Below are 17,155 nucleotides of genomic sequence, written 5' to 3' on the forward strand. Positions count from 1 at the left end.
CCGGGGCTCCAGCCGGGGCGCGCGGAGGGCCCGCCGGAGGGCGCGGAGCCGTACGGCTGCGGTCCGGTCCCGCGCGGTCCGGCCGGCGGCGGCCCGTACGGCGTCCCGTACCGGCCGCCCCCGGCCTGGGGGGTGGTCACCGGCGCGTGTGGTCGCGGAAACCGCGGCCGGTCTTGCGGCCCAGGCAGCCCGCCGCGACCAGGTGCTCCAGCAGCGGCGCGGCGGCCAGGCCCGGTTCGCGGAACTCCTGGTGCAGCACCTGCTCGATCGTCAGCGAGACGTCCAGGCCGACCACGTCCAGCAGCTCGAAGGGGCCCATCGGGTAGCCGCAGCCGAGCTTCATCGCGGTGTCGATGTCGTCCACCGTCGCGTAGTGCTCCTGGAGCATCCGCACCGCGTCGTTCAGGTAGGGGAAGAGCAGCGCGTTGACGATGAACCCGGCCCGGTCGCCGCACTCCACCGGGTGCTTGCCCACCTCGGCGGTCAGCTCCAGCACGGTCGCGGTGACGTCCGGCGAGGTCAGCACGGTGGAGACCACCTCGACCAGCTTCATGGCCGGCGCCGGGTTGAAGAAGTGCATGCCGACCACGTCCTGCGGCCGCGAGGTGGCGGTCGCGCAGCTGATCACCGGCAGCGAGGAGGTGGTGGTGGCGAGCACCGCGCCGGGCCTGACGACCTTGTCCAGCGTGGCGAACAGCTCCCGCTTGGCTTCCAGGTCCTCGGCGATCGCCTCGACCACCAGGTCCACCCCGGCCAGCTCGGAGTACTCGCCGACCGGGGTGACCAGCGCCAGCGCGGCGTCCCGGTGCTCCGCGCTCATCCGGCCCCTGGACACCGCGCGCCTGAGCGACTTCGCCAGCAGCGCCTTGGCGTTCTCGGCCTTCTCCGGGCTGCGGGCGGCCAGCAGCACCGGGTGCCCGGCCTTGGCGAACACCTCGGCGATCCCGACGGCCATCGTCCCCGAACCGCACACCCCGACGGTGCGCACCCCGCGGCCCGGCACCCGGGACAGGGCGGGCCCGGTGGCCGCGTCCACCACCCTGGAGGAGCCCGGCGACTCGTAGGTGTAGAAGCCGCGCCCGGACTTGCGGCCGAGCAGACCGGCCGAGACCAGCTGGCCGAGGATCGGGGCGGGCGCGTGCAGGCGGTCCCGGGACTGCTCGTACATCGCCTCCAGCACGGTGCGCGCGGTGTCGACGCCGATCAGGTCGAGCAGCGCCAGCGGGCCCATCGGCAGGCCGCAGCCGAGCCGCATCGCGGCGTCGATGTCCTCCCGCGAGGCGTACTTGGACTCGAACATCGCGGCGGCCTGGTTGAGGTAGGCGAACAGCAGGCCGTTCACCACGAAGCCGGCCCGGTCGCCGGCCGCCACCGGCTCCTTGCCGAGGTCGCGGGCGAAGACGGAGACGTCCTCGGCCGTCCCCGGGGAGGTCAGCACGGTGCGGACCACCTCGACCAGCTTCATGCCGTGCACCGGGTTGAAGAAGTGCAGGCCGAGCACCCGCTCCGGACGGGTGGTCGCGGCGGCTATCCGGGTCACCGACAGGGCGGTGGTGCCGGTGGCCAGCACGGTGGTCTCCGGGCAGATCCGGTCCAGCTCGGCGAACACCTCCCGCTTCAGCTCCAGCCGCTCGGGCACCTCCTCGATCACCAGGTCGGCCGCGGCGGCGGCCGCCAGCTCGTGGCCGACCGAGATCCGGTCCAGCAGGTCGGTGCGCTCCTCGGCGGTCAGCCGCTCGCGGTCCACCGCGCGCGCGGTGGCCTCCTCGATCCGGGCCAGCGCCCGGGCGGCCGAGTCCTCGGTGGCCTCGATGCCGATCACCCGGCGGCCGCTCTTGGCGACCGCCACCGCGACGCCGGCACCCATCGTGCCGAGGCCGACGACGGCGACGGTGGGGAAGGGACGCTCCATCTGTCCTGACTCCTAGTCATAAAGGGCCCGCGCGTGCTCCGGCGGGGCACGCCGCCGCGCCCGGACGCCGGGGGGCGGGTGCCGCCGGAGGAGGGTCCACCCGCGGGCTGGGGAGATGACGGGGTGCGGCACACCCGGGCAGCGGCCGGTCCGCTCCGGCCGAACTGCGGATGTGCCGTGGTGCTCAGGCGCTCGAAGGTGAAGGAAGCGGCTCTGATGAGGGGAGGAACCCGGCCCACCGCGGTTCGCGGCGCCGACCGGTGAAGGCGCACCCGCGCGGGCGCCCTGGAAACGGCGGCCGCGGCCTGCCGCCGGTGCGGCTCCCGAAGCCCGGCGGTGGTGCGTGTCCGGCCACTGTAGCGAAGCTACTGACGAGTAGGAAGGGGGAGATGGCGAAAATCCGTTCAGGACAGGGGTGGTTGACCGCCGGGCGGCCGACGCGGGGCGGCTCCGCAGCGTGTCTCCTTGCTCACTCATCATCAGCGGAATGAACCGGGCGCGCTCGATCTCCGTTCCCGCTTCGTCATGTTCATGGGGGAGACGCGGGGCGACGGGGGAGCGGCTGCGAACGATCCCGGCCGCGAACGCCCCGGCAGTGAACGACGCGGCCGTGAACGCCCCGGCCGTGAACGCCCCGGCCACGGACGAGTGAACAGATGGACGGGCCTCCGCTCGTACCACTCGATAGGGGAGTTACCGGTACCCGCTCCGCCGGGCAGCATGGCGACATGAGCACCGTCGCCGCCTCCCAGGCCGCCGAACCCGCCGAGCCGTCCGGCCCCGGCGCCCTCGCGGCCGCCGTGGCGCTGCCGCCGCGCGCCGAGCGCGCCGAGCGGGCCGAGGCCGCCGTCGACCGGCTGCGCACCGCCGCCGTCGAGGCGGTCGCCGTCACCTGGGTGGACAATGCGGGCATCACCCGGGTCAAGGCCGTGCCGCTCGGCGGCCTGGTGCACGCGGCCGAGTGGGGCGTCGGCACCGCGCCCTGCTTCGACGTGTTCCTCGCCGACGACGCCATCACTACCAGTCCGATCATCGGCGGCCCCACCGGGGACCTACGGCTCTACCCCGACGTCGACCGGCTCGTCCCGCTGGCCGCCCAGCCGGGCTGGGCCTGGGCCCCGGGGGACCGCCACACCCAGGCCGGCGGTCCGCACCCCGGCTGCCAGCGGCTGTTCGCCCGGCGGACGGAGGCCGCGGCCGCCGCCCGTGGACTCAGCCTCAAGGCCGGCATCGAGGTCGAGTGGGTGGTCGCCCTGGCCGGGCCCCCGAGCGAGCCGCCGCAGTACCCGACGCACGGCCCCGCGTACGGCATGCACCGGCTCACCGACCTCTCCGACTACCTGCGGGACGTCCTGCGCGCCCTCGCCGAGCAGGGGCTCGGCGTGCTGCAGATCCACCCCGAGTACGCCGCCGGGCAGTTCGAGGTCTCGGTCGCCGCCGAGGGGCCGGTCGCCGCCGCCGACACCTCCGTCCTGGTCCGGCACACCGTCCGCGCCGTCTCCGCCCGGCACGGCCTGCGGGTCTCCTTCGCCCCGGTGGTCGAGACCGACGGCGTCGGCAACGGCGGGCACCTGCACCTCAGCCTCTGGCGGGAGGGCCGCAACCTCGGCGACGGCGGCCCCGGCCCGCACGGCCTGACCGCCGAGGCCGAGGGCTTCCTCGCCGGGGTGCTCGACGCGCTGCCCGGACTCCTGGCGCTGGGCTGCTCCAGCCCCGCCGGGTACCTGCGGCTGGTGCCCTCGCACTGGGCCGGCGCCTACCAGTGCTGGGGCCTGGAGAACCGGGAGGCCGCTCTGCGCCTGGTGACGGGCTCCACCGGCGAGCGGTCCGTCGCCGCCAACGCCGAGGTCAAGTGCTTCGACGCGAGCGCCAATCCGTACCTGGCGGTCGGTGGGGCGATCGCGGCCGGCCTCGCCGGGCTGGACCAGCGCCGGGCGCTGCCACCGGAGTTCACCGGGGATCCGGCCGCCGCCGAGCCCGGCACGGTGCCCCGGCTGCCTTCGAGCCCGGCCGAGGCGATCGCCGCCTTCGAGCGTTCCGCGGTGTTGCGCGAGGCGCTCGGCGAGCCGCTGTACCAGGCGGTGCTGGCCGTGCGCCGGGCGGAGGGGGAGCGGTACGCCGCCGCCACCCCGGAGGAACTGGTCGCGGCCACCCGCTGGCGGTACTGAGCGGTGGCCGGGCCGGAGCAGCCCGCACCCGCCCGCCCGGAGCAGCCCGCGCCGGCCCCCCTGGAGGGGCTCCCACTGGTCGACCACCACTGCCACAGCGTGGTGGCGGCCGAACTCGCCGACGACGCCCTGGCGGGGCTGCTCACCGAGTCCGACCGTCCCCCCGCGCCCGGCTGCTCGCCCTTCGACAGCGCGCTGGGCCTGGCCGTGCGGCGCTGGTGCCCGCCCGCGCTCGGCCTTCCCGCGCACACCCCGGCCGCCGACTACCTGGCCCGGCGGCGGGAGTTGGGGGCGGCCGGGGCCACCGGGCGGCTGCTGGCGGCGGCCGGGCTGGACACCTGCCTGGTGGACACCGGACTCACCTCGGCCGCGGGCCACGACCTGCTGCCCCTGGCCGAACTCGCCGAGGCCACCGGGGCGTCGGTGCGCGAGGTGGTCCGGCTGGAGTCGGTGGCCGAGGCGGTGACGGCCGGTGCCGAGGACTGGCCGGAGGCCGTCGCGCAGGCACTCGCGTCGGCCGCCACCGGGGCCGTCGCGGTCAAGTCGGTGCTGGCCTACCGGCACGGCCTGGCCGCCCCGGCCCAACGCCCCGCCCGCACGGCCGTGGTGACCGCGGCCGGAGCCCATCTGCGCGGTGGCGGCGGCCGGTTGACCGATCCGGTCCTGCTGCACCACCTGCTCTGGACGGCCGTGGACGTCTGCGCCGAGCTCGGTCTGCCGCTCCAACTCCACACCGGCTTCGGTGATCCGGACCTCACCCTGCACCGGGCGGATCCGTCACTGCTGACGGACTTCGTGCGGGCCGCCGAGCCCAGCGGCGTCCCGCTGGTGCTGCTGCACGCCTATCCGTACCACCGGCAGGCCGCCTGGCTGGCCCAGGCCTTCCCGACGGTCCACACCGACCTCGGGCTGACGGCCTCCTACACCGGGCCGCGGGTGGCCGCGGTGCTGGGCGAGATGCTGGAGCTGGCCCCGTTCGGCAAATTGCTGTTCTCGACCGACGCCTACGGGCTGGCCGAACTGTATTTGGTCGGCACCTGTCAGTTCCGGTACGGACTGGGTTCGGTGCTCGCGGACTGGCGGGCCGGCGGCGCCTGTTCCGCGTCCGACGCCGAGCGGATCGCGCGGTCGGTCGCGGCCGGGAACGCACGTCGGTTGTACGCGTTGTAGCGGTGCGATCCGCACTGGTGGCCGACGGTCCGGTGAGGGCGGCCGCACGTCGGCGAACCGTCACTTTTTAACAATCTTGTTCTCTGTTGCCCCTGTTGACGCGCGGCCCGCTAACCGCATCGCGTTGGTCAACATGTGACGATTAGATGACTACCCCTTGCGCTTATAAGCAAATATTCATTAGCGTCCCGGTCATTCCCTGGCGCGCCTGCTCATCGCAGCTGCCGCCTGACGACTCGGGAGGCCAACCCTCATGCGTGTTCCTCGGATCAGCCGTACCCGGTACGCGGCCGTGGGCGTCGTGCTCGCCACCGCCGGCGCCCTCGCGGTGCCGGCCGGCACCGCCTTCGCGGCCCCCGCCGCCGACTCGACGACCGGTCCGCTGATGAGCTACGTCGTCAACACCAAGGCCAACCACGGTCAGGTGCAGAAGGTCGAGAAGGCCATCGCCGGCCTCGGCGGCAAGGTCGTCCAGTCGTACGAGCAGATCGGCGTCGTGGTCGCCCGCTCGAACGACACCAAGTTCGCCGAGAAGCTGCGCCTCGCCGGCGGTGTCGAGTCGGTCGGCGCCAGCCGCACCAAGGGCATCCAGGCCGCGGACCAGGCCAGGGCCGACGTCGCCGCCGAGCCCGCCGTGGCGGCCGCGCCGGGCGAGGACGCCTACGAGTCCAACCAGTGGGACATGCGTCAGATCGGTGCGGACAAGGCGCACAAGATCTCGCTCGGCAGCCGCAACGTCACCGTCGGCGTGCTGGACTCCGGCATCGACGCCACGCACGAGGACCTGGCCGCCAACGTGGACGCCTCGCAGTCGGTCTCCTGCATCGACGGCAAGCCGAACACCGACTGGAAGGCCTGGCAGCCGACCACCAGCGACCACGGCACCCACGTGGCCGGCACCATCGGCGCCGCCAAGAACGGCAAGGGCATCGTCGGCGTCGCGCCGAACGTCAAGCTCGCCGCCGTCAAGGTCGTCGACGACGGCGGGTTCATCTACCCGGAGAACGCGGTCTGCGGCTTCGTCTGGGCCGGCGAGCACGGCTTCAAGGTGACGAACAACAGCTACTTCGTCGACCCGTGGATGTTCAACTGCAAGACCGACAAGGACCAGGCCGCGATCTCGGACGCCGTCCGCAAGGCCGTCGCCTTCTCGCAGCGCAAGGGCGTCCTCAACGTCGCCGCCGCGGGCAACGAGAACATCGACCTGGCGCACAAGACCGTCGACGTGGCCAGCCCGGACGACACCACCCCCGGCTCCCGCCCGGTCACCAACGACTGCCTGTCGCTGCCGACCGAGCTGCCCGGCGTCGTCGCCGTCTCCGCGGTGGGCGCCAACGGCGTCAAGTCGTACTACTCCAGCTACGGCAAGGGCGTCGTGACCGTCACCGCTCCGGGTGGCGACCGCCGCTTCCAGATCCCGAACACCCCGGACAAGGACGGCCGCATCCTGTCCACCATCCCCGGTGGCAAGTACGGCTACATGCAGGGCACCTCGATGGCCACCCCGCACGTCACCGGCGTGGTCGCGCTGCTCGCCAGCACCTTCCCGTGGGCCAGCCCCGACGAGCTGACCGAGATGCTCACCACCCACGCCGAGTCCGTCCCGTGCCCGAAGGGCGAGTTCAACCCGGGCGGCACCGGCGACTGGAAGGCCACCTGCGAGGGCCGCACGAACGACAACGGCTTCTACGGCGCGGGCCTGGTCAACGCCGAGAAGGCGGTCCAGTGGTGGCGCTGACGCGCTGACCGCGGACACCTCTGAACAGTAGGGCCGGGGAGCGGGACCACGGGGTCCCGCTCCCCGCGCGCGTTCGGTCCGGCCGGCTCACCGACCGGACCGAACGCGCAACGGACCGAGCACTGACCGGACCGGACCGGACCGGACGGGACCGGATACCGGCCGAACCGGACCGGACGGCGTCCGACCCCGGGCGCGCCTAGTCCAGGCCGGACCGCTCCTCGTCGAAGTGGTGCTCCCAGACCGTCTCCACCGACGGCTTGCCGTGCAGGTCCGGCACCTCCCGCAGCCAGGCCGGACGCCCGGCCATGGTCCGGGCCGCCCGCCGCCGCTCCGCCTCGCGCAGCTGCTCGGGCGTGGCGAAGCCCTCCGGCAGCCACTGCGCGGAGAGCACCGCCCGGGCGGCCAGGTGGGTGACGTACGCGTGCCGGACGGCGTCCACCGAGTCGAAGCCGGGCTCGTCGGCCAGCCACTCGTCCGGGACCAGCGCCAGCACCTCCTCCAGCAGCGGCACGGTGACCAGCGGGCCGAGTTCCTCGTCGGCCAGCCGGACGTCCGGGGCCGAGCCCCCGAGCGCGTGCGCGCTGAGGTCGTACCGCTTGCCGACCGCCGCCTCGGCCCCCGCCCAGCGGTGGTGGAAGATCAGCGCGGCGCCGTTGTCGATCAGCCAGAGCCGCCCGTGCCAGACCACCAGGTTGGGGTTGTGCACGGTGCGGTCGACGTTGCCGGTCAGGGCGTCCAGCCAGACCACCCGGCCCGCCTCGGCCGAGTCCACCGTGATCATCCCCGGCCGGAAGTCCCGCGCGCCGGGCAGCAGGTCCATCCCGAGGTTGAGGCCGGCGCTGGCCTTGAGCATGTCCTGGATCTCGGTGTCCGGCTCCTGCGCGGCGACGGCCGGGTCGAAGTCCACCAGCCGCAGCTCGGGCACCCGCAGGCCCAGGCGCCGGGCCAGTTCCCCGACGATCACCTCGGCGATCAGCGCCTTGCGCCCCTGCGCGGCGCCGGTGAACTTGACCACGTACGTTCCCAGGTCGTCGGTCTCCACCACGCCGGGAACGGAGCCGCCGGCCCGCAGCGGGTCGACGTAGCGCACAGCAGTCACCAGATCGAGCACACCGGTCACCCTATCCCGCCGCGTCCCGGGCGCGACCCTGTGATTGGCTTGCCGGACAGAGCGGTACCCACCACACGAGGAGAGCAAGGTCATGGGACAGGTGCAGGCCACCACCGAGCGGGTCTACGACGCCGCGCCCGAGCGGGTGTACGAGGCGCTGGCCGACTACCAGGTGACCCGCCCGAAGCTGCTGCCCGCGCAGTACAGCGAGTACGAGGTGCGGGTCGGCGGCACCGGCGCCGGCACCCAGGTGCACTGGAAGCTCCAGGCCACCGAGAAGCGGGTGCGCGACTGCCTGTTCACCGTCTCGGCGCCCAAGCCCGACCAGCTGGTGGAGAAGGACGCCAACTCCAGCATGGTGATCACCTGGACCGTCGCCGCCGTCGGCGAGGACCGCTCCAAGGTCACCGTGTCCGCCACCTGGCAGGGCGCGACCGGCATCGGCGGCTTCTTCGAGCGCACCTTCGCCCCGAAGGGCCTGAACCGGATCCACGACCAGGTGCTGGCCAACCTCGCCGCCGAGGTCCGCTGAACCGCCGAGGTCCGCTGAACCGCCGACGGCCGCTGAAGCGCCGAGGTCCGCGGAACCACCGCGTTCCGCTGAGCCTCCGGGCCCGCCGAGCTCCACCGGAGCGCGGGAATCGCCCGGGATTTCGAGCGGCTCGGTCCCCCGTGCGAGCCGAAGGCCGTACGGGTGGCCGAACCGCCACCTGCGGGTGACGCGGGCCTCCCGGCACGGCGGGGCCACCCTAGGCTCGCCGCCGTGCATATGACGATCCTTCACATCTCACAGCCGGTGGACGGCGGAGTCGCCCGCGTCGTCACCGATCTGGTCCGGGGGCAGCGGGAGGCCGGCCACCGGGTGCTGGTCGCCTGCCCGGGCGGCGGGCGGCTGGCCGAGGAGAGCGCCGCCGCGGGCGCGCTGGTCCACGACTGGCCCGCCCGGCGCTCGCCCGGCCCGGGCACCCCGGCCGAGGCCTGGCGGCTGCGCCGGATCGTCCGGGCGGCCGCGCCCGACGTGGTCCACCTGCACAGCGCCAAGGCCGGACTGGCCGGCCGGCTCGCCGTACGGGGCGCGGTGCCGACCGTCTTCCAGCCCCACGCCTGGTCCTTCGCCGCCGTCGACGGCGCGCTCGCCGCCGCCACCCTGCGCTGGGAGCGCTTCGCCGCCCGCTGGTCGCACCGGGTGCTGTGCGTCAGCGTCCAGGAGCGGGCCGACGGCGTGGCGGCCGGGGTGCACGCCGACTGGGCGGTGGTGCCCAACGGCGTGGACGTGCGCCACTACGCGCCGGCCGACCGCCGCGCCGCCCGGATCGCGCTCGGCCTGGACCTGGACGCCCCGCTCGCGGTGTGCGTCGCGCGGCTGTGCCGGCAGAAGGGCCAGGACGTGCTGCTGGCCGCCTGGCCGCAGGTCCTGCGCCGGGTGCCGCGGGCCCGGCTGGCCCTGGTCGGCGGCGGCCCGGAGGAGCAGCGGATCGCGGAGCTGGTCCGGGGGAGCGCCGACCCGGCCCGGGTCCGGCTGGTCGGGGACGTGCCGGACCCGCGTCCGTGGCTGGCGGCGGCCGACCTGGTGGTGCTGCCCTCCCGCTGGGAGGGGATGGCGCTGGCCCCGCTGGAGGCGATGGCGGCGGCCCGTCCGGTGCTGCTGACCGACGTGCCCGGCGCCCGGGAGTGCCTGCCGCCGTCCGAACTCGCGCGCGCGGTGGTGGCACCCGAGGACCCGGCGGCCCTCGCCACTCGAATGGGGGAGGCGCTGTCCGATCCGATCGAATGCGAGCGGCGCGGCGCCCGGCTGCGCGACCACGTGGCCGACCGCCATGACGTGCGCACCGTGGTCGAACAGGTGGACGTCCTCTACCGCCACCTGCTGGGCGCCGGCCCGGCGGCGGGGCGGCGCCGGGCCCGTGTCCCGGAGCGGATCTGATCGTTTCACATGCCGTGAATGACCGCCGTTTCCGGTGCTGTCGTATTCGCGCCCTCGGCCGGATATGGGGCGAGGAGTCATATCCGAAATACCTATTAATGGGCGGCTGGAATGAAACGGCAAGTCAACTTCCGTCCCGTAAGTCCCGGTTCGGTATTGTCGGATTTTGCCTGCTTCGTTCGGATTCCATGTCGGAAATTCTCGGCTGAGCCCCTCGCGATCGATTCCCTCACGGCCGATTCCCTCGCGGCCGGTCCCGCCGCGATCAGCCCCGCCGGTGGATGTCCGAAAGCGACCAGCGGCAGCAGGTGCTGTCAGGACCGCGCCCATCGAGCCGGGACGGCCGCCCCGCGCCAACCGGTGCCGGGGCGGCGTCACCCCGGGCACACAGCAGGGGAGATCGTGCGCTGATGACCATTGACCACGACAGTGTGCCGCGAGCGGGCGGGCCCCTCTACGGCCCCCGTCGGCCCGGCACCGGGCTGCTCGACCGTCCGGCGGAGGCGGCGCGCTCCCGCGCGGTTCCGTCGCAGGGCCGGCCCCGTGGGACGGTCCGCGCCCGGCTGGCCCTGTCGCTCGCCCTGGTCCAGGCCGACACCATCGCACTGTGCTCCGCCGGCGGCATCGCCAACCGCGCCTTCGACCCGGCCGCCCCGCTCGACCCCCTGCTCGGCGTCCCCGCCGTCCTGCCCCTGCTGCTCCTGCTCAACCTCACCGGCGGCCTCTACCGCACCCGGCTCACCCTGTCCGTCCTGGACGAACTGCCCGCGCTGGCCGCCCGCGCCGTGGTCGCCACCGCGTTCGCCGTCACCCTGTCCGGCTGCCTCGGCGACCGCTGGCCCGACTGCGGCCCGGCCACCCCGGCCCGGCTCACCGCCCTGCTCGGCGCCCAGCTGCTGATCGCCGCCGTCGGCCGCGCCGTCCTCTACCACCTCGTCCGGCGGATCCGCCGCGGGCACCCCGGCGCCGTCCTGGTGCTCGGCGCCGGCCGGCTCGGCCGCCGGGTCGCCGCCGCCCTGCGCGAACGCCGCGAGTACGGAATGCGCCCGGTCGGCTTCCTCGACGCCGACCCGCCACTGCTGCCCGGAGACACCGACCTGCCCGTGCTCGGCGGACGCGAGGCACTGGAACGCGAGGTGCGCCGCCACCACGTCCAGCACGTGATCGCCACCGCCGGCGGCGCCGACGAGGCCGAGACCGCCGCCACCCTGCGCGATGCCGCCCGGCTCGGCTGCCAGGTCTGGCTGGTGCCCGCGCTGCGCGAGTACGGCTCGCTGCCCGCCACCCCCCTCGCCGGCGCCGACCACCTGTGGGGCTTCCCCTGCCTGCGGGTCGGCCGCCCGGCCAGGCGCCGCCCCGGCTGGGCCGTCAAGCGCGCCCTGGACGTCACCGCCGCGGCCGTCGGCCTGCTGCTGCTGGCCCCCGTGCTCGCGCTCTGCGCCCTCGCCGTCCGCTTCGACACCGGCCCCGGCGTGCTCTTCCGCCAGCAGCGCACCGGGCTGGACGGCCGGGTCTTCACCGTCCTCAAGTTCCGCACCCTGCGCCCGAACAACGAGCACGAGTCCGCCACCCGCTGGAACATCTCCCAGGACCACCGGATCGGCACCGTCGGACGGCTGCTGCGCAAGACCTCGCTGGACGAACTGCCGCAGCTGTGGAACGTCCTGCGCGGCGACATGAGCCTGGTCGGCCCCCGCCCCGAACGCCCGTACTTCGTCATGCGGTTCGGCCAGGCCTACCCCGAGTACGCCGACCGCCACCGCGTCCCCGTCGGCCTCACCGGCCTGGCCCAGGTCAACGGCCTGCGCGGGGACACCTCCATCGAGGACCGGGCCCGGTTCGACAACCGCTACATCGAGAGCTGGAGCCTCTGGCAGGACGTCAAGATCCTGTGCCGCACCGCGGCCCTGGTGCTCCGCCCGGACGGGAGCTGACCCCGCGTGGCCCTGACCCTCCCCGCCTTCCCCCGCCCCGCCTTACCGAAGGCCCTGGCCGCCCTCACGGACCGCACCAGCCCGCTGGCCGCCGCCACCGTCCTGCTGGTCTGCGTGCCCACCGGGGAGAAGGACGTCGCCGCCGCCGTCCACGTCACCGCCGCCGACCTCGCCTCGCTCGCCCTGGTCGCCCTGACCGCGCTCGCCCTGCTGCGCGGACGGCTGCCCGCGATCAGCCGCACCACCGCCGCGCTGTTCGGCGCCGTCGTGGTCGCCGCCGCCGTCGCCACCATCGGCTCGACCGACCCCGCGGCGAGCGTCACCGGCTTCGTCCGGCTCGTCCAGGTGTTCGTCCTGGTCCCCGCCGCCGTGCTCTGCTCCCTGCGCGACCGCACCGACCAGCGGCTGGTCCTCGGCTCCTTCGTCCTCGCCGCGCTGATCCAGGGCGCGGTCGGCGCCGAGCAGTACCTCACCCGCACCGGCGCCTCCTACACCGGCCAGCCGATCCGGGCCGTCGGCACCTTCGGCGCGCTGGACATCATGGCGATGTCCAGCGTGGTCAGCTACGGACTGCTCGCCGCCCTTGCCCTGGCCCTCGCCGAGCGCCGACCCGGCGGCGACGCCCGGCTGCGCCGCGCGATGCTCGCCTCCGCCGCCTTCCTCACCTTCCCGCTGGCCGTCTCCTTCAGCCGCGGCAGCTGGATCGCCACCGGCCTCGCCGCCACCGTCCTGCTGCTGCGCGCCGACGCCCGGCTGCTGCTGCGCGGCGCCGTCCTCGCCCTGGCCGCCGCGGTCGTCCTGGTCGGCGGCCTCGGCCTCGGCGGCTCCGGTGTCACCAAGCGGCTCAGCTCGATCGGCTCCGTCTCCGCCGCGCCCGACCAGTCCGTCTCCGACCGCTACGACCTGTGGGCCACCGCCGGACGGATCTGGCAGGACCACCCCGTCCACGGCGCCGGACCCAAGGCCTTCCAGCAACTGCGCGACAGCCACGCCCCCCTGCGGCTGTCCTCCGGCAGCGACGCCGCCGATGCCACCATCGGCTTCCAGCGCGAACCGCTGCTCTCCCCGCACAACATGTACTTCCTGGTCCTCAGCGAGCAGGGCCTGATCGGCATCACCGCGTACGCCGCGCTCTTCCTCGCCCTCCTGCTCGGCTGCCTGCGCCACCGCCGCGGCCCCGGGCTCGCCGCGCTCGCGCTGCTCACCTGGGTGCTGTTCGACTTCCTCTACGCCGACATCGGGGGCACCACCACCGTGCTGACCTCCGTCGTCCTCGGCCTCGCCGCCCGGGCGGCCGAGGATGGCCCCGGGAGTCCCGTCGTCCGGACGGCCGCCCACCGCCGCCCCGTCGTACACCGCCCCGGCCGCCCCGCCGACGAGCCGGCGCCCACCGGAGCGGCCCGGTGACCACCGACCAGCCGGCCGCCCTGGCCTCCTCCCTCCCGGCCCCGCGCGGCGCCGCTCCCGACGAAGGCCCGGCCACCGCGCCCCACCCGGCCCCCCGGCGCGGCTTCCTCGCCAAGGCCTTCGGCATCACCGCCGTCCTCAGCGCCGCCGGCTCCGGCCTCGGCCTGCTGCGCGACCTCCTCCTGGCCCGCTACTTCGGCGCCAACCAGGGCACCGACGCCTTCCTGGTCGCCTGGACCGTCCCCGAGACCGCCGCACCCCTGCTGATCGAGGACGCCATGTCCTTCCTCATGGTGCCCGCCTTCGCCCTCGCCCTTGTGTTGCGCGAAGAGGACCCGGACGCCCCCGACCCGGTCCGCCAACTGGTCCGCGCCACCCTGCCCTGGCTGCTGATGACACTCGGCTGCCTGGCCCTGGCCGCCGCCGTCGGCGCCCCGTACCTGGTCGGGCTCCTCGCCCCCGGCCTGCCCGATCCGGGCCTCGCCGTCACCTGCACCCGGATCACCGCGCTCACCGTGCTGCCCTTCGGCGTGGCCGGCTACCTGGCCGCCGCGCTGCGCGCCCACCACCGCTTCACCGCCCCGGCCGGCATCTACGTCGCCCACAACCTCGGCATCCTCGCCGTGCTGCTCTGCCTCCACTCCCTGCTCGGCGTGCGCTCCGCCGCCCTCGGTGTGGCGGCCGGCAGCCTGCTCATGGCCGGCCTGCTGGTCGGTCCGTTCCTGCGCCGGCTGCGCCAGGGCCCGCCCGGCACCGGCACCGGCACCGGCACTGCCTCCGGCACCGGCACTGCCACGGGCACCGGCCGGGGCCGCCGCTCGCGCCGGGCCCTGGTGCTGATGCCGCTGGCCCTCCTACCAGTGGCCGCCTTCACCCTCACCCGCCAGTCCCAGGTCTTCGTCGAGCGCTACCTCGGCTCCGAGCTGCCCCCCGGCACCATCTCGCACCTCAACTACGCCGCCAAGGTCTCCCAACTCGCCATGACCGCGGGCATCCTGATCTGCACCGTCACCTTCCCGCTGGTCGCCCGGGCCCTCGCCGCCGGAGACCTCACCGCCGCCCGCGACCGGGTGGAGAAGGACCTCGGCCAGGCGGCCGCCGTCGTCCTGCTCGGCACCGCCTGCCTGATGGCCTGCGCCCCCTCGGTCGTCTCGCTGCTGTTCGAACGCGGCGCCTTCGGCCCGCACGACACCGCCGCCACCGCCGAGGTCATCCGGGTGTACAGCTTCGGCCTGCCCGCCCAGGCACTGATCGGTGTGATGATCCGCCCGTACTTCTCGTTGCGCCCGGTGGTCCGCCGCGCCGACGACCCGGGCGGCGAGGACGGCCGCCGCCCGCTGCTGGACTGGTACCCGGTCGCCGCGATGCTGCTCGGCCTCGGCGTCACCGTCACCACCGGCCTGCTCGCCACGCCCCGCTTCGGCGCCCTCGGGCTCGCGGCCGGCAACGCGGCCGGCATCACCGCCGTCGCCGCCCTGCTGCTGCACGGCCTGGTGCTGCGCGGCATCCCGCTGCGGCTGCGCCGGGTGCTCGGCGGCCACGCCCGGCTGGTGGCCGCCGCCGCCGGGGCCACCCTGCTCGGCACCGCCACCGCCGCACTGGCCGCCGACCCGCTGCTCTCGACCCTCCTCGGAGGCCTCACCGTGGCGCTGGCCTTCGCCGCCCTCGGCACCGGGCTCGGCGCCCGCGAGGTGCGCGGCCCGGTCCTCGCCGTCGCCCGGGCCCTGAAGCCCGTCCGGAACCCGGCAACCGTCGCCGAAGAAGGGAAGCGTCCCCATGGACAATGAACGGGGCACCGTCCGTTCGGCCCGGGCGAGCGTCAGCGACGCGCCGCCGCACCGGGCACCACTGCCCGGCAGCCGCCGCCCGGCCGGTGAACCACCGGTCCCCGGCCCCGCCTCGCCGTGGATCCTGATGTACCACTCGGTGGCGGTCGAGAAGGAGGACCCCTACCGGCTCACCGTCAGCCCCGAGCGGTTCGCCGAGCAGATCGCCTGGCTGCACCGGCGCGGACGGCGCGGCGTCTCCGTCCGCGAGCTGATGCGGGCCCGCGCCCTCGGCCGGGACGACCGGCTGGTCGGGCTGACCTTCGACGACGGCTACGCCGACTTCGCCCGGTACGCGGTGCCGATCCTCCAGGCGTACGGCTTCACCGCCACCGCGTACGTCGTCGCCGACCTCCTCGGCCGGGACAACGACTGGGACGCCGAGGGCCCGCGCAAGAAGCTGCTCACCGTGCAGGAGGTGACCGAACTCGCCGCCGCCGGCTGGGAGATCGGCTCGCACGGCCTCGGCCACCAGGCGCTGCCGGGCCTGCCCGCCGAGGCCCTCGCCCGCCAGGCCCGGGAGAGCCGGCGCCTGCTGGAGGAGGCCGTCGGCGGCCCGGTCACCGGGTTCTGCTACCCCTACGGCGCCGTCGACCGGCCCGCCACCCTGGCCGTGCGTGACGCCGGGTACGACTACGCCTGCGCCATCGCCCACTCCCCGCTCACCGGCCGCTTCGCCCTGCCGCGCTGCTACGTCGGCGACCGCGACGGCGCCTGGCGGCTGCGCGCCAAGCAGGGCCGGCACCGGCTGCGCGACGCCGTCACCGGGCTGCGCCACGGGCGGGAGGGGCACCGGCCATGAGGGTGCTGCACATCGTCACCGGCCTGGCCTCCGGCGGCGCCGAGCGCCAACTCCAGCTGCTGCTGCGGCACCTGCCGGCGCACCAGCGGTGCGAGGTGCTCGCCCTGACCAACCCCGGCACGGTCGCCGACGCGCTGCGCGCCGACGGCGTCACCGTCCACCACCTCGGCATGCGCGGCAACCGGGACCTCGGCGCGCTGCCCCGGCTGGTCCGGCTGGTCCGGGCCGGCCGGTACGACCTGGTGCACACCCATCTCTACCGGGCGCAGCTGTACGGCCGGCTGGCCGCGCGGCTGGCCGGGGTGCGCGCGGTGGTCTCCACCGAGCACTCGCTGCACGACGGGGTGATCGAGGGCCGCCCGGTCACCCGCGGCGTCAAGGGCCTCTACCTGGCGGCCGAACGGCTCGGCAGCACCACCGTCGCGGTCTCCCGCCAGGTCGCCCAGACGCTGCGCTCCTGGGGCGTCCCGCCGGCCCGGATCGAGCTGATCCCGAACGGCCTCGACACCTCCCGCTACCTCCTGCCGCCCGCCGAACGGACCGCCGCCCGCGGCCGGCTGCGGGCCGAACTCGGCCTGCCGCAGCGCAGCTGGGTGGTCGGCGGGGTGGGCCGGCTGGTCCCCGGCAAGCGCTTCGAGGTGCTGGTCGAGGCGCTCGCCGACCTCGACCCGGCCACCCGGCTGGTGCTGGTGGGTGAGGGGCCGGAGCGCGCCGCGCTGGAGCGGCGGGCCGGCGAACTCGGCGTCCGGGACCGGCTGGTGCTCGCCGGCGAGCGCGACGACGTGCCCGAACTGCTCGCCGCGCTGGACGTGCTGGCCGCCCCCTCCGCCACGGAGACCTTCGGCCTCGGCGTCCTGGAGGGCCTCGCGGCCGGGCTGCCGGTACGGCACAGCGCCTGCCCGGCGCTCGACGAACTGCCGCCCAGCGCGGCCCCGCAGGCCCGCCGCATCCCCTCCGAGCCCGCCGCCTACGCCGCCGCGCTGCGCGACCTGCGGCCGCTCAGCGGGCACACCGCCGACCCGCTGCCGCACCCCCCGGCCGTCGGCCACTACGACATCGTCCGGGTCGCCGCCGACCTGGGCGCCCTCTACGACCGGCTGGCCCGCGCCTGACCGCCCGCCACCGCCGGAACGCCGTACCAGACCCAAGGAGCAACACCC

12 protein-coding genes are annotated in these 17,155 nt (G+C 75.1%); 10 read left to right on the top strand and 2 right to left on the bottom strand.

Features of this window, described 5'->3' with window-relative positions:
• Window positions 1-136 precede the first annotated feature (136 nt).
• The gene (locus ACZ55U_RS23480; protein WP_465528598.1) at window positions 137-1,912 is read right to left on the bottom strand and encodes a 3-hydroxyacyl-CoA dehydrogenase family protein; all 1,776 of its coding nucleotides are present in this window, start codon (window positions 1,910-1,912) and stop codon (window positions 137-139) included.
• Between the two features lie 728 nt (window positions 1,913-2,640).
• Between ACZ55U_RS23480 and ACZ55U_RS23485 the strand changes: the two genes are divergently transcribed.
• From ACZ55U_RS23485 to ACZ55U_RS23495, 3 genes are all read left to right on the top strand, one after another.
• Window positions 2,641-4,080 (top strand): type I glutamate--ammonia ligase, encoded by a 1,440-nt coding sequence (locus ACZ55U_RS23485; protein WP_465528600.1) that lies wholly within the window; start codon window positions 2,641-2,643, stop codon window positions 4,078-4,080.
• A gap of 3 nt (window positions 4,081-4,083) precedes the next feature.
• On the top strand, window positions 4,084-5,250 hold the full coding sequence (locus tag ACZ55U_RS23490; RefSeq protein WP_465528602.1) for an amidohydrolase family protein: 1,167 nt from the start codon (window positions 4,084-4,086) through the stop codon (window positions 5,248-5,250).
• 253 nt (window positions 5,251-5,503) lie between these two features.
• Complete coding sequence (locus tag ACZ55U_RS23495; protein WP_465528604.1) at window positions 5,504-6,988, top strand: S8 family peptidase; 1,485 nt, start codon at window positions 5,504-5,506, stop codon at window positions 6,986-6,988.
• Between the two features lie 199 nt (window positions 6,989-7,187).
• Here ACZ55U_RS23495 and ACZ55U_RS23500 read toward each other — a convergent pair whose 3' ends face one another.
• The gene (locus ACZ55U_RS23500) at window positions 7,188-8,102 is read right to left on the bottom strand and encodes a HipA family kinase (protein ID WP_465528605.1); all 915 of its coding nucleotides are present in this window, start codon (window positions 8,100-8,102) and stop codon (window positions 7,188-7,190) included.
• 91 nt (window positions 8,103-8,193) lie between these two features.
• On the opposite strand from ACZ55U_RS23500, the gene ACZ55U_RS23505 reads away from it, so the two are divergent.
• The 7 genes from ACZ55U_RS23505 (at window position 8,194) to ACZ55U_RS23535 (ending at window position 17,107) form a co-directional block, all read left to right on the top strand.
• A complete protein-coding gene (locus ACZ55U_RS23505; RefSeq protein WP_465528607.1) occupies window positions 8,194-8,634 on the top strand; it encodes an SRPBCC family protein in 441 nt (146 codons plus the stop codon).
• 237 nt (window positions 8,635-8,871) lie between these two features.
• Window positions 8,872-10,026 carry a glycosyltransferase gene (locus ACZ55U_RS23510; protein ID WP_465528609.1) on the top strand — a complete coding sequence of 385 codons (1,155 nt, stop codon included), beginning with the start codon at window positions 8,872-8,874 and terminating at the stop codon, window positions 10,024-10,026.
• Between the two features lie 410 nt (window positions 10,027-10,436).
• Window positions 10,437-11,960: a sugar transferase gene (locus ACZ55U_RS23515; RefSeq protein WP_465528611.1), complete on the top strand. Its 1,524-nt coding sequence runs from the start codon at window positions 10,437-10,439 to the stop codon at window positions 11,958-11,960.
• Window positions 11,961-11,966: 6 nt separating this feature from the next.
• On the top strand, window positions 11,967-13,367 hold the full coding sequence (locus ACZ55U_RS23520) for an O-antigen ligase family protein (protein ID WP_465528613.1): 1,401 nt from the start codon (window positions 11,967-11,969) through the stop codon (window positions 13,365-13,367).
• The gene (locus ACZ55U_RS23525) at window positions 13,364-15,154 is read left to right on the top strand and encodes a lipid II flippase MurJ (RefSeq protein ID WP_465528615.1); all 1,791 of its coding nucleotides are present in this window, start codon (window positions 13,364-13,366) and stop codon (window positions 15,152-15,154) included. Before ACZ55U_RS23520 ends, ACZ55U_RS23525 begins: the two co-directional genes overlap by 4 nt.
• Entirely contained in the window at window positions 15,144-15,995 is an 852-nt protein-coding gene (locus ACZ55U_RS23530; RefSeq protein ID WP_465528617.1) for a polysaccharide deacetylase family protein, read from the top strand. The genes ACZ55U_RS23525 and ACZ55U_RS23530 overlap by 11 nt, the downstream gene beginning before the upstream one ends.
• On the top strand, window positions 15,992-17,107 hold the full coding sequence (locus ACZ55U_RS23535; RefSeq protein WP_465528619.1) for a glycosyltransferase: 1,116 nt from the start codon (window positions 15,992-15,994) through the stop codon (window positions 17,105-17,107). Before ACZ55U_RS23530 ends, ACZ55U_RS23535 begins: the two co-directional genes overlap by 4 nt.
• Window positions 17,108-17,155 lie beyond the last annotated feature (48 nt).

It is taken from the genome of Kitasatospora sp. NPDC034533, assembly GCF_055575155.1.

Coding starts and splice junctions, on each gene's coding strand:
- ACZ55U_RS23480 (WP_465528598.1), bottom strand. CDS start 1,912: ATGGAGCGTCCCTTCCCCACCGTCGCCGTCGTCGGCCTCGGCACGATG.
- ACZ55U_RS23485 (WP_465528600.1), top strand. CDS start 2,641: ATGAGCACCGTCGCCGCCTCCCAGGCCGCCGAACCCGCCGAGCCGTCC.
- ACZ55U_RS23495 (WP_465528604.1), top strand. CDS start 5,504: ATGCGTGTTCCTCGGATCAGCCGTACCCGGTACGCGGCCGTGGGCGTC.
- ACZ55U_RS23505 (WP_465528607.1), top strand. CDS start 8,194: ATGGGACAGGTGCAGGCCACCACCGAGCGGGTCTACGACGCCGCGCCC.
- ACZ55U_RS23510 (WP_465528609.1), top strand. CDS start 8,872: ATGACGATCCTTCACATCTCACAGCCGGTGGACGGCGGAGTCGCCCGC.
- ACZ55U_RS23515 (WP_465528611.1), top strand. CDS start 10,437: ATGACCATTGACCACGACAGTGTGCCGCGAGCGGGCGGGCCCCTCTAC.
- ACZ55U_RS23530 (WP_465528617.1), top strand. CDS start 15,144: ATGGACAATGAACGGGGCACCGTCCGTTCGGCCCGGGCGAGCGTCAGC.
- ACZ55U_RS23535 (WP_465528619.1), top strand. CDS start 15,992: ATGAGGGTGCTGCACATCGTCACCGGCCTGGCCTCCGGCGGCGCCGAG.